The organism is Priestia sp. FSL R5-0597, from assembly GCF_038006305.1.
Lineage (GTDB): Bacteria > Bacillota > Bacilli > Bacillales > Bacillaceae_H > Priestia > Priestia zanthoxyli.
Window position 1 is genome coordinate 1,623,668 of record NZ_JBBOUZ010000001.1, and the last position, 12,336, is coordinate 1,636,003.

9 protein-coding genes are annotated in these 12,336 nt (G+C 37.4%); 7 read left to right on the plus strand and 2 right to left on the minus strand.

All coding sequences use genetic code 11. From position 1 onward, the window contains the following. The first annotated feature begins 50 nt into the window (after positions 1 to 50). From iadA to MKX72_RS08200, 3 genes are all read left to right on the plus strand, one after another. On the plus strand, positions 51 to 1,223 hold the full coding sequence (iadA, locus tag MKX72_RS08190; protein ID WP_028413918.1) for a beta-aspartyl-peptidase: 1,173 nt from the start codon (positions 51 to 53) through the stop codon (positions 1,221 to 1,223). Positions 1,224 to 1,316: 93 nt separating this feature from the next. Continuing rightward, complete coding sequence (locus MKX72_RS08195) at positions 1,317 to 3,869, plus strand: cyanophycinase (RefSeq protein ID WP_154991505.1); 2,553 nt, start codon at positions 1,317 to 1,319, stop codon at positions 3,867 to 3,869. A 212-nt stretch (positions 3,870 to 4,081) separates the two neighbouring features. Then, the gene (locus MKX72_RS08200; protein WP_034267785.1) at positions 4,082 to 6,127 is read left to right on the plus strand and encodes a sigma 54-interacting transcriptional regulator; all 2,046 of its coding nucleotides are present in this window, start codon (positions 4,082 to 4,084) and stop codon (positions 6,125 to 6,127) included. A 59-nt stretch (positions 6,128 to 6,186) separates the two neighbouring features. Here the strand turns inward: MKX72_RS08200 and MKX72_RS08205 are convergent, their stop codons facing one another. After that, positions 6,187 to 7,263: a cyanophycinase gene (locus tag MKX72_RS08205; RefSeq protein WP_033578531.1), complete on the minus strand. Its 1,077-nt coding sequence runs from the start codon at positions 7,261 to 7,263 to the stop codon at positions 6,187 to 6,189. A gap of 424 nt (positions 7,264 to 7,687) precedes the next feature. On the opposite strand from MKX72_RS08205, the gene MKX72_RS08210 reads away from it, so the two are divergent. From MKX72_RS08210 to MKX72_RS08220, 3 genes are all read left to right on the plus strand, one after another. Then, positions 7,688 to 8,956, plus strand: a complete 1,269-nt coding sequence (locus tag MKX72_RS08210) for an MFS transporter (protein ID WP_033578532.1) — start codon at positions 7,688 to 7,690, stop codon at positions 8,954 to 8,956. A gap of 406 nt (positions 8,957 to 9,362) precedes the next feature. Further along, positions 9,363 to 10,109: an SDR family oxidoreductase gene (locus MKX72_RS08215; RefSeq protein ID WP_154989864.1), complete on the plus strand. Its 747-nt coding sequence runs from the start codon at positions 9,363 to 9,365 to the stop codon at positions 10,107 to 10,109. 111 nt (positions 10,110 to 10,220) lie between these two features. Beyond that, entirely contained in the window at positions 10,221 to 10,607 is a 387-nt protein-coding gene (locus MKX72_RS08220; RefSeq protein ID WP_033578534.1) for a MerR family transcriptional regulator, read from the plus strand. A gap of 109 nt (positions 10,608 to 10,716) precedes the next feature. On the opposite strand, the gene MKX72_RS08225 is transcribed toward MKX72_RS08220, so the two are convergent. Further along, positions 10,717 to 11,463 (minus strand): phosphorylase family protein, encoded by a 747-nt coding sequence (locus MKX72_RS08225; protein WP_155008585.1) that lies wholly within the window; start codon positions 11,461 to 11,463, stop codon positions 10,717 to 10,719. Between the two features lie 285 nt (positions 11,464 to 11,748). On the opposite strand from MKX72_RS08225, the gene MKX72_RS08230 reads away from it, so the two are divergent. Further along, positions 11,749 to 12,321 carry a GNAT family N-acetyltransferase gene (locus MKX72_RS08230; protein WP_155008583.1) on the plus strand — a complete coding sequence of 191 codons (573 nt, stop codon included), beginning with the start codon at positions 11,749 to 11,751 and terminating at the stop codon, positions 12,319 to 12,321. Positions 12,322 to 12,336 lie beyond the last annotated feature (15 nt).

Sequence of the window (12,336 nt, forward strand, 5' to 3'; positions counted from 1 at the left end):
GAGATAGAAAAATGTAATTTGTAAGTTGAGCTTACTAGGAGGAATAGAAGTTGTTAACCTTAATCAAAAACGCAGAAGTATATGCACCACAGCACTTAGGAAAAAAAGATATATTGCTTGCAGACAGCAAAATCATCCTTATAAAAGATTGTATTGATCATGTAAATACGTCCATTCCTATTGATGTTGTAGATGCCGCTAATCACATTATAGCTCCAGGCTTCATTGACTCACATGTTCATATTATTGGCGGAGGAGGAGAAGGTGGATATAAAACACGCACTCCTGAACTAATGTTAACCGATGCAACGACTGCCGGTGTTACAACTATTGTAGGTGTACTTGGAACAGACGGTACAACAAGAAGAATGGAAAACCTTCTGGCCAAAGCAAGAGGGTTAGAAGAAGAAGGGATCAGCTGCTTCATTCACACAGGTTCCTATCAAATACCGGTAAAAACGTTAACTAATAGCATTGAAGAAGATCTTATTTTAATTGATAAAATTATCGGAGTAGGTGAAATTGCCATTTCCGACCACCGTTCTTCTGAACCGACATTTGAAGAACTGGTGAAGGTGGCTTCCGCTGCCCGCAATGGAGGGATTTTATCAGGGAAAGCCGGAATATTAGAGATTCACGTAGGAGACGGAGAACGAAAATTATCTTTATTGAATCAAATCGCAGATAAAACAGACCTGCCAATTCGTCAGTTTCACCCTACACATATTAATAGAAATGAAGAGCTGTTTAAAGAAGGAATTCAATTTGCAAAGCGAGGCGGATATGTAGATTTTACGACTAGCACGATCCCTCACTTTTTAGAAGAAGGCGAAGTTAAGTGCAGCAAAGGGTTACGCATCATGCTGGAAGAGAAAGTGGCGATTGACAGCATTACGTTTTCATCCGATGGAAACGCGAGCCTGCCGTTTTTTGATGATAACGGAGATTATAAAGGTCTTCAAGTTGGAAAAGTGTCTTCTTTATTTCAAGAAGTACGAGATGCAGTATTAGAGGAATCAGTACCGTTAGAAACAGCTCTTCAAGTCATTACTTCTAATCCTGCCAAAGTATTAAAACTGTCCAATAAAGGGCATATTCAACCCGGAAAAGATGCAGATTTAGTCCTTTTAGACAAAGAGACGCTAACAATTAAAACGGTTTTTGCTCAAGGTAAAGTAATGGTAAAAGACGGTGTCCCTGTTGTGAAAGGAACGTTTGAATAACAGGGTTTAGATATCATTTATCGAAAGTATCGCGGAAAGGATACGAGCTAATTAGAGAAGGGTATTAAAATTTGCGTGGAAAGGATCTTTCAAATGAAAAAGAAACTGGTTTCATGTCTCATCAGCTTTACATTACTTTCTTCGTTGAGTACACCCCTGCTTGCAAAAGCACAAGAAAATACTGAGGGCATTAAAGGCAGCCTTGTTATTGCCGGCGGAGGTGTAGGAACATCCAATCACGATATATATGAAAAATTTCTCTTGCTTGCTGGGGGAAAAGAAAAAGCCAAAGTAGGGATTATTCCAGCTGCTAGCACAACGCTGCAGTCTTCTGAAAAGTTTAAGGAAGACCTCGTGAAATACGGAGTAAACTCAGATTCTATTCAAATTCTTCCCGTTTCCAATCACGATTTTTCTGACACACAAAAAGATGAATCGACTTGGAAGAATCAAGTGAACGACAAGAAGTTATCCCGTACGATTAAAGGACTAACGGCAGTTTGGTTTGTTGGAGGAGACCAAACAAAAATTGTGGATTCCCTTCGTGAAAATAATGGAAACGATTCTGAAGCGTTAAAAGCTATCTGGGATATATATCGTAAGGGAGCAGTTATCGGAGGTACAAGTGCAGGAGCTGCAATTATGAGTGACGTCATGATTACAGGAGGAGACAGTCTAGGAGCTTTAAAAGAAAGTATAGGAAACAAGGAAAATAAACATGTAAACGAAAACCAACACAATAAGAAAGAATACGAGCCTCTATCAGTTCAAAAAGGGCTGGGATTTTTCCAACACGGCATAATTGATCAGCATATGGATGAACGAGCACGACTTGGGCGACTGGCAGTAGCTGCGTATAATGCTGAACGTGACAAAGAAAAAAACTTTGCATACGGTGTAGACGAAGATACTGCTATGGTCGTTAACAATAAAGATCAAAAGGTTGAAGTCGTTGGAAGAAGTGGATTAGCTGTATTAGATATGAGCAAAGCTAAGCTTATATCTAAGCAAAAAGTGCGTTCAGGCTTAGAGAACATAAAAGTCAGTTACTTATCTCCTGGAGATAAAATTAACTTTCATTTAAAGTCATTTGAATTTCCAAAAGATAAAGTAGAAACAAAGGGGTTTGAATATTATTCCTTTAACGCACTGCCTGCTACGGGTGTTTTTACACCGTATGGAAGATTAAAGGCTTATTTATCATATTCTTTCGTTGATAATAAATCAATGAAATCTGCTAACAGCTATGTTTATGACAGTAAAGGGTCTGGATACGAAATTGCTTTCCAAAAGGATAATGACACAAACGGCTACTGGCGGTATACTGATGGACAAAAAGATGATTATTCCATTGTCAATGTAAGAATGGACATTACACCTAAAACCGTAAAATTTCAACCGGATAAAAAAACTAGTTTAACGTATAAAAAACCTACTTTTTCTTCATCTGAAAGTCCTGCATACGATGAGATTAAAGGTAATCTCTTAATTGCAGGAGGAGCGCTTGGAAGCAGTAATTCAAGCGTGTATGACAAGTTTATTACTCTTGCAGGAGGAAAGCAGGCCAAAATAGGGATTGTTCCTGCAGCAAGTACTAAGTTCGACTCCTCTAATCAGTTTAAAAGTGATTTAGTTAAATACGGAGTGAAGGCAGAAAATATAGAGATTTTACCTATTTCAAACCACGACTTTAAAGGAACTTCTGAAGATGAGTTGACTTGGAAAACAAATATGAACAGTGATAAACTAGCCCAAAAAGTTAAAGGGCTAACAGGCATTTGGTTTGTAGGAGGAGATCAAACCTTGATTACGGGCTCCTTGCGTAATGAAAATGGTTCGGACTCAAACGTTTTACAAGCCATATGGCATACGTATAAAAACGGGGCAGTACTTGGCGGTACGAGTGCCGGAGCGGCAATTATGAGTAATACTATGCTGGCTGGCGGAGATAGCTACGGAGCGCTTTCATACGGATTTACAGACACGTACGATGATATGGCTCAGCAAGAAGGCGGTCCTGCTTATTTAGAAAAAGGGCTCGGCTTTTTCCAATACGGTCTTGTAGATCAGCATTTTGACAACAAAGCAAGACTAGGACGCCTTATTGCAACAGCATATGAAAAAGGAAATAAAAATCAGCTTTCTTACGGCATCGATGAAGATACTGCTATGGTGGTAAACAATAAAGAAAAACAAATAGAAGTTGTTGGAAGAGGCGGTATTACGCTAGTTGACTTAGCAAAGGTACAGGCAAATGACAAATTTCCGAGTGATTACAAAAATATTCTTATCTCTTGTATTACGCCAGGTGATAAAGTAAATATCACAACAAAAGAAATCGTCATAAACCCAGCTAAAACATCTACTAGAAAAAATGAATACTACAGTGAAAAGGTTGGGCCAAACACGGGTCTTTTCTCTCCGCACGGTGTATTAAGGAAATTTTTAGCTTACGATCTTATCGATAACGCTCAGAGCAAAGAAATAAAGAGCTATGCGTTTAACCAAGGCAAAGGTTTTGAGCTTACCTTCAGAAAAAGCCCTGAAAGCAATGGCTATTGGGCTTATACCGACGGTCAAAAAGACGATTACTCTATTGTGAAAGTAGCCTTAGATATCAAACCAATAAACGTAGACATTAAATGAGAAAAAAGTAATTCAATGCATCTAGCACTTTAGCATATCGTGCCTCCACCCATTAAAGTGGAGGCGCTTTTTTCTACTTATTTTTATTTACAAAAGGGACAAACGTCCGCTAGATGAAATGCACAGCAAAGTATAAAATGATAGGTATAGTATTCCAAGACTAATCTCTGAAGGCAAGTCAAGTTAAAGGCCTGTAGAAAGGTGTCCATACGATGAAAAAGAAATTAGTTTTAATAACAGGAAGCAAGCAAACTAGAATCATTTTACACAATCAATTAAAAGAGTTGCTAGGCGATTATATTTTTATTGAATGCTTTGCGATTGATGAAGAATTACCAAGAAAAATTGATGGAGATGTTGTTCTTTATTCATCAGAGAGTATATATCATGAAATGAAGAACAGATTAGACGTTCAGCATGCACATGAAATTGTAGGAAATAGAACAATTCATCATAAGCATATAAATGAATTACTGAAAATCCCTGCCCATACAAAAGTATTAATTGTAAATGATGACGATAAAGAAACTCTTAAATTAATAGAATCTCTTTATCAAGTAGGCATTAATCATGTTCAGTTTATCCCTTTTAAAAAGCAAAAGACCTATTACGAAGGTGTTGAAATTGCAGTTTCTCCAGGTGAGGTTCACTTGTGTCCCCCATACGTAAAGCATGTAATTGATATAGGCGTTAGACTTTTTGACATGGCGACCATTTTTGAACTTATAAAATCATTCGGTTTTAATCAGTCTAATCATTCAATTATTTGGGATCGCTATTTGCGAAACATCATTGTGCTGCAAAAAAAACTAATAGAAGCAGAAGGGAAAATGAAAGAACTTCACCTTCATGTAAAGAGTATTGTAAACGTAGTAGAAGATGGTATTCTTGCCGTGGATTTTAATAGAAAAATTACGTTATTCAATAAAAGGTTAGAATCACTGTTCCAGCTAGCTTCTTCCGATGCTATAGATCATGAGATTCAAAGCGTAATTTCTAACAAAGGCCTTGTGGAGTTTATTATATCGTCCGATGAGAAAAGTCAGTACTTTAACATAAATGGGTACGAAATGGTTATCTATAAGTCGATGATTGAGAAAAGCAATACTACTGTAGCAACGTTTAAAAGTGTTAATCAAGCTGTTGAAATAGAAGGAAAAGCGCAGTCAGAACTTAGAAAAAACGGATTTTCTGCTAAGTATAACTATCAAGATATTATAGGAGAACACCCAGCTTTGCTTAAAACGATTGAAATTTCCCGGAAAATGGCTGCCACTGAGTATCCTATTTTGATTCAAGGAGAAACCGGTACAGGAAAAGAGCTGTTTGCTCAGGCTATCCACAATCATTCTACACGTAAAAATGGACCGTTTCTTGCCGTAAATTGCAGTGCCATGACCGATACATTACTAGAAAGTGAGCTGTTTGGGTACGAAGAAGCCAGCTTTACAGGAGCGCAGAAAGGCGGCAAAAAAGGGCTGTTTGAGAGCGCTGATAAAGGTACAATCTTTCTAGATGAAATTGGTGATATCAGCCCGCGTTTACAAACTCAGCTTTTAAGGGTGCTTCAAGAAAAAGAAATTAGGCGGGTAGGAGGTACAAGAGTCATTCCGATTAATGTAAGAATCATAGCAGCCACTCACAACAATTTACTACATAAAATGAAAGAAGGTCTGTTTCGAGAAGATCTGTACTATCGTTTACATGTATTATCTTTAACGATTCCTCCTTTAAGATATAGAAGAACCGATATTCCTTTACTGATTCATCATTTTATGTCCAAATCGAAAACGTGGACGCATATCCATCCAGAAGCGATGAAGCTGCTTATCGAACATGAATGGTTAGGAAATATAAGAGAATTAAAAGGCGTAATTGAGTATTTACTTACCGTCTGCGATGACAACGAAGTGAAAGCAAGAGACGTAGAGTATAGGCTTAGTAGTCAAAAAGAAGATCATTCTTTGTATGAAGTTGAAAATGAATCGGTTGACTTAATCGAACTTCAAGAAAATCGTGCCCTGTTAGAAACGATAAAACAGTGTAATGATACAGGAAAAGCAGCAAGCAGAAAGTGGATCACCCAGCATTTAAAAGGCTTTACGCTTACAGAACAGCAGGTGAGAAATCGTTTGGATGTACTAGAAGAAAAAGAGTATATTATAAAGCGCAGAGGCAGAGCCGGAACGAAAATAACAGAAAAAGGACTGCATTATCTATATCATTTAAAAACAAAACAGCATTTAATCAATCCTTGATGTGCGTAAGGAAGGGAAACTTTACTGATCAAGCTTCCCTTTTCTTATTCAATTACCGTTTACGGCTGATTTCCGCCGTAAACTTTTCCTGTAGAAGAAGTAATAACACCGCTGTTTACGTTTAAAGTATAAGCTAATCCTCCAGAACCTGTCCAAGTGGAAAGATTAAAAGTGCTGCCATTAAATAGTTTATAGATAGAAATATTATTAAACGTCAGCGGCTGACCGTTTGCACAAGTGGTAGGAGCCATATTCGTTTTAGCTAGATAAACAGCTGCATTTGTAGAGCCCGGCTGTGTTACGACCTTAGCTGAACCATCTTTTTCTACCAACAGTGCTGACTGTTCATTAACAGCAATCCCTTTTGCGCTTGTTCCAGTTTCTTCTCCATCTTTAATATTACGTGCAAGAAAGGTTAAAAAGCGTCCCATTCTATCTCGTTGTTCAAAATGGGTGTCTGTTTGAATGTTGTTGTTATGAGGTGTTTGAATCAAATAATCTGTAAAGGAAATAAGAGAACTATAAGGATTGTTTAGCGCTGTTTTAGAATCTAAAGTTGTAGAGCCTGCTGAGATAGAGTCGTAAATGTGATCCCCTTGAATCATAGTACCAGCACTTGTTCCTCCAAAAGGAATGCCTTGATTAATACGATTATTTAATGCTGTAAGAGCGGGAGACCCTTCTAAAAAATCTACATAATCAGCTTGATTGCCTCCAGCAAAAAAGATGCCTTCTGCTTTGTTAATCTTATCTATTAAAGAAGAGTCTGAACCTGCTCTTATTAAATCATCGACGACAATTGTGCTAACAGAGTTAAGAGGCTTACCTATGCTTTTTGCTAGGTCGTAGATATAAGAGTTATAGGCATCAGTACCCGTCGCTCTTATAACTAAGAAATCTCCGCCGTTTGCCTTTTGAATCATCCATTTGAACGCTTCATCTACATCGATGCTTCCACCCATATAGACTTGTCCAAAGCTTGTACTAGTCGCTTTGTCTGCAGTACTTCCGACTTGATAAAGTGTATAAGGTGCAGATGCAGCAGAAGCTGAAATGGGCAGTAAAAGAGATGCTGCGAGAACAGCACCAGTAATGACCTGCTTTTTAATACTTTTCTTACGTTTAACTTTTTTCATAAAGTTCTCCTCCTTTAGTAAGTGTTCATAGATGAACATGCAAGTTTTATACCAACTTATTAAACAGCTGAAAAGCTGTGAAAGAAGAGGTCTTTTGAAAAAAACACGGGTGATATAGGTTCTTTATGGGTTCTTATTGAATTGCTTTATAACCAAAAATGACAAGAAGAACTCTAACTTGGATGCCTAATAGTGAAAGGGAAATAGTAAAGGATATATTTTAAAAGTCCATACCTCATTGAAAAATAACCTTTAAAAACTTAAAATTATCATAGAAAGGAAAAACAAGGATAAAAAGAAGAGCTGTCCGCAATAGCGACCTATTTATCAAACAGACCTTCATTCTATCAATATCTTCATCTCTTAAACGTTTTCCACCAGCATTTCTACGCAGAAAAAATTATACATGAGAGGATCTATCAAAATGAACAAGCAGGAAAGTAGTTATAGATGGGTGGTTTTTGGAACCGCTTTATTAGCGTATTATTTGATTGTCAGTCAACGAACAGCCCCCGGACTTATTACCGAGCAGTTAATGAAAGATTTTCACGTTTCAGCATCCGTTATAGGATTGATGACGAGTATACAATTTTTAGCCTATGCAGGCCTTCAGATTCCTGTTGGTTTACTTTCTGACCGGTACGGTCCAAATCGATTTCTTATCATCGGATCGCTTTTAACCGGAATAGGAAGCCTTATCTACAGCACATCTCCCAACGAATATGTGTTAATTTTCTCTCGTTTGCTAGTCGGTACCGGAGACTCCATGATTTTTGTCAATTTAGTGTTAATTTTAAGTCAGTGGTTCAAGGGAAATGAGTTTGTAAAGCTTTTAGGTTTAATTGGGCTGGTAGGAAGTGTGGGGTCATTATCAGCTACCGTGCCTTTATCTATGTGGATCTCCTTTTCAGGCTGGAGAGTTCCTTTTCTTAGTATAGGTCTAGTTTTAATCGCGGTATCTTATTTGCTTTATGTCGTTTTAGTTATAAAACCTAAACGATTATTTGTAGATGATGCTAAAGCAAATAAAGCCTCTGTTAAGACTCAAGAAAGCGTATGGGCGATCCTAAAAAGGGTAATGACGACTCGTCAAGCATGGGCAACATTTCTTTGTCATTTTGGTGTAGTAGGTACATATATAGGTTTTATTGGCTCTTGGGGAGTTCCTTATGGCATGAATGTGTTTCATTTATCTCGCGCTGATGCAAGTCAGCTTATTATGTATGGTTTGTTTGGCGCTATGATCGGCGGACCTTTAATTAGCTGGATATCAAGCAGGTTAAACTCCATTAAAAAAATCTATTCACTCGTCCATCTTATTGTGGTGCTTAGCTGGACAGGATTATTATTAACGGGAGTGAAACCTTCATTCATGCTAGTCGTTATTTTACTTTTTATCATCGGATTTGGAAACGGCGCAAGCGCTTTGACATTTGCCGTAGTACGTCAATCTTTTTCAGTAAAAGAAGTAGGAGTTGTATCAGGTTTTGCTAATATGGGAGGCTTTTTAAGCGCTGTATTATTACCTAGTATTTTCGGAAATGTCCTTGATTTATTCCCTGAACGCTCGCTGCACGTGGGCTATCATTATGCTTTTATGATTCCCATTTTGTTTTCAATGATGGGGTTGTTAGGTGTCTTACTAATTAAAGAAAAAGGAAAAAAGGAGCAGAAGGTGCTACATGCTTCTTAATTGGCTTTGAATAAGTAAGTTTCAGCACACAAGCGTGTATCTGTAGTATAAGACATATATTATGTGGTTATTCCCGATATAAATCCTTAAAAAGAATGTAACAGGTAAAGCTTACTTTAATGTATAGCGGGGGATACAAAGGAAAATGATTAAGTAAATACAAATTAAAGGAAAACGAAAAGAGAATTACAGAAAAAAAACAGTTCTTGAAAAGGCTCTATAGATACTAATAGCAGCATTTTTACATAATAAATAAGAAAAAGTTTTATAAAATCCTTGCGTTAAAGCTGACTTTAGGAGATAAGCTATTACTGTACCAGCTAACACAGCGAAAAACAGCAGGTCATAGACTTGCTTTCTCACTAAAGGTAGAAATCAGTTAAAACAGAAAGGATGAATGTTTATTATGTCTAACACACAAGGTAAAGTAGTCATTATTACAGGTGCTTCTAGCGGAATCGGCGAAGCAACAGCAAAAGAGCTTTCAGCAAAAGGAGCAAAGCTTGTTTTAGCAGCTCGTCGTGAAGATCGTTTGAAAGCATTACAAGAAGATATCAAAGCAAACGGCGGAGAAGCAATCTACAAAGTAGTAGACGTAACGTCTCACGAACAAATGCAAGAGCTAGCACAAGATGCGCTTTCAGCATTTGGACGTATTGATGTGCTTGTGAACAACGCGGGTCTTATGCCATTATCTCTTCTACGCAACCAAAAAGTAGATGAGTGGAATACAATGATTGATGTGAACATTAAAGGTGTTCTTTACGGAATCTCAGCAGTTCTTCCAGCAATGAGAGAACAAAAAGACGGACATGTGATTAACTTGTCTTCAGTAGCTGGACACGCAGTAGGTGCTGGAAGTGCCGTGTACAGTGCAACCAAATTTGCGGTTAAAGCGATCACAGAAGGTCTTCGTCTAGAAGAATCAGCTGGCGGAAGCAACATTCGTGCAACGAACATTTCTCCAGGAGCGATTGCAACAGAACTAAAAGAAACAATCACGGATACAGATTTAAAATCAGGTATCGATGAATTCTATAAAGGTGCGATTGAAGTAGAAAGCATCGCACGCGCGATTGCGTTTGCGATCGAAGAGCCAGCTGGTGTGGCAGTAAACGAAATGATCATTCGTCCTGTACATCAAGAATGGTAATTTGAGGATCCTATTAAGTCAAAAGTTGTCCAGAGAGTAACCTCACTCTTTGGACAGCTTTTTCTATTTGTACCATTGATACGCATATGAAGAAAATGGGAGTGAAATCACATGTCTTATACAATGAGAGACATGCAAGAAAAAACGGGGCTGTCTGCTCCTACATTGCGCTACTACGAAAAGGAAGGTATTTTACCCTTTGTTGAACGAAACGAACATGACCAGCGCCTATATACTGATCAGAATATTGAGTGGGTTAAGTTTATTTTAGCTTTACGCGCAACTGGGATGCCTCTTGCTGAAATCAAGCAATATGTAGAGTCATATAAAAAAGGCGAAAGTACAATCAGCGAACGTAGAAACATGATGCTTCAGCATAAAAAGAAAGTAGAAGCAGATATGTCGCAAACTTACCTCCACCTAGAACGAATTAATTATAAACTTGCCCTGTATGATACGTTGGAAGCTGGTTTAAACAATAAACAAATAAAAATTTAAATGCTGACAACAGAGAATCCTGTTTATAAACAAACTATAAAGGTGTTAAAAACTGCGAAACAAATAAAAGAAGATAACTGAATAGTTATCTTCTTTTATTTGTTCTATTTTAGTATGTACTGCTTAAATAAAGAGCCACATCGCGAATGGCTTTATCAGTTTCACTTTCTATTAACTCTCTGTCCTTTGTATACGAATAAAGAGTATCGCCGTGAAGAAGGTGGTCTGATAAATTCAACAAGCCCACAGCGCGCTTGTTGAATTTATGAGCAATCGCTAAAGTGGTAGCTGTCTCCATATCCACGCCGAGAAAATCTGCAAGTGACCATTCTTTTACCATATTATGCGTCTCCATAAGCATGGCACCCATACTGACCACATGTCCTTTAATATAGCTGTAGCCTTTTTCTTCACAATATCTGCAGGCGGCTTCCACTAGCTCTTTGTCAGCTTCTACAAGCGTTTGGTCTGGTAAATACCAGTGCGATACGCCGTCTTGCATTTGTGCTGCAGATACAATTAAAATATCTCCATATTGTATAGTGGAAGATAAGCCTCCAAAATATCCCGTTTGAATAAATAAGTCGGTTCCGCTGCCGGCAAATTGATGTACGATGTTTGATGCCATTGGACTGCCGTACACATTCGCAAACCCTATATTTCTGTTTTTGAACTTACCTATCACCGTGTTCCATTTAGGCATATGAACATTGGTAGATAAAATCTCTTTCCATAAGCTTAGATTATCTTGGAATCCCCACTCACCATGAATAATAAATGCATTAGGCAGCTCTTTTTCTGATAGCTTTAATACGTTTAGCCAATCTTCTTTTTCAAAATCTCCGTACAGTTTCATATCGTTCTCCTTACTTTTTACATTTAGACTAGTTGGAGAAGAATTCTTCATTTCTATCTTTTATTCCTTTAATTTTTAAAACGAACAAATACAAAATAAATGACGGTTCTGATTTAGAAATGAAGAATTGCGTGCTTTTTTGCGTGTTTTTCGACAAATATTTATGACTAAAAAAGGAATTCACTAATAATAAAAGAACTTTTTTACTAACCATTATTTAAATTAGATAAAGCTGTGAGAAAAGATCCGTCCAGTTAATGAATGGATAAGAGGAGGGAATTACAGGTGTCACATCATTTTCCTGTCATTAAAACAAAAAGACTTGTACTAAGGGAAATTGTAGCAGAAGACGCAAGCAATATTTTAAAATACCTATCCGACAAAGAAGTAATGAAACACTACGGTCTAGAGCCTTTTACAACGGTTGAAGATGCTTTAAATGAGATTGCGTGGTATAAATCAATCTTAAACAAAGAATCTGGAATAAGATGGGGCATTACTCTTAAAGAACAAGACGACATTATTGGCAGCTGCGGGTTTCTTAATCGAGTTCATGACCATTACCGTACGGAAATTGGTTATGAATTAGCCAGAGACTACTGGGGAAATGGAATTGCTAATGAGACATTGGGCGCGGTCATAAAATATGGTTTTACACATTTTAACTTACGGAGAATCGAAGCTTTGATAGAGCCTGCTAATGCTGCTTCACAAAAATTAATAAAAAAGCACGGTTTTATAAAAGAAGGCCTATTAAGAAGCTATGAATTTACGTGTGGAAAATTTGATGATTTGTACATGTACTCTTTATTAAAACAAGATTTTGACAGGCTTCAACCACATGAAGAGAATATCTAGACATCGTTATTAAAA

Bases quoted from the DNA above. Each gene is read 5' to 3' on its own strand.
- MKX72_RS08225 (WP_155008585.1), bottom strand. From the start codon at position 11,463: ATGAAACTGTACGGAGATTTTGAAAAAGAAGATTGGCTAAACGTATTA.
- MKX72_RS08200 (WP_034267785.1), top strand. From the start codon at position 4,082: ATGAAAAAGAAATTAGTTTTAATAACAGGAAGCAAGCAAACTAGAATC.
- MKX72_RS08210 (WP_033578532.1), top strand. From the start codon at position 7,688: ATGAACAAGCAGGAAAGTAGTTATAGATGGGTGGTTTTTGGAACCGCT.
- MKX72_RS08220 (WP_033578534.1), top strand. From the start codon at position 10,221: ATGTCTTATACAATGAGAGACATGCAAGAAAAAACGGGGCTGTCTGCT.
- MKX72_RS08215 (WP_154989864.1), top strand. From the start codon at position 9,363: ATGTCTAACACACAAGGTAAAGTAGTCATTATTACAGGTGCTTCTAGC.
- MKX72_RS08205 (WP_033578531.1), bottom strand. From the start codon at position 7,263: ATGAAAAAAGTTAAACGTAAGAAAAGTATTAAAAAGCAGGTCATTACT.
- MKX72_RS08195 (WP_154991505.1), top strand. From the start codon at position 1,317: ATGAAAAAGAAACTGGTTTCATGTCTCATCAGCTTTACATTACTTTCT.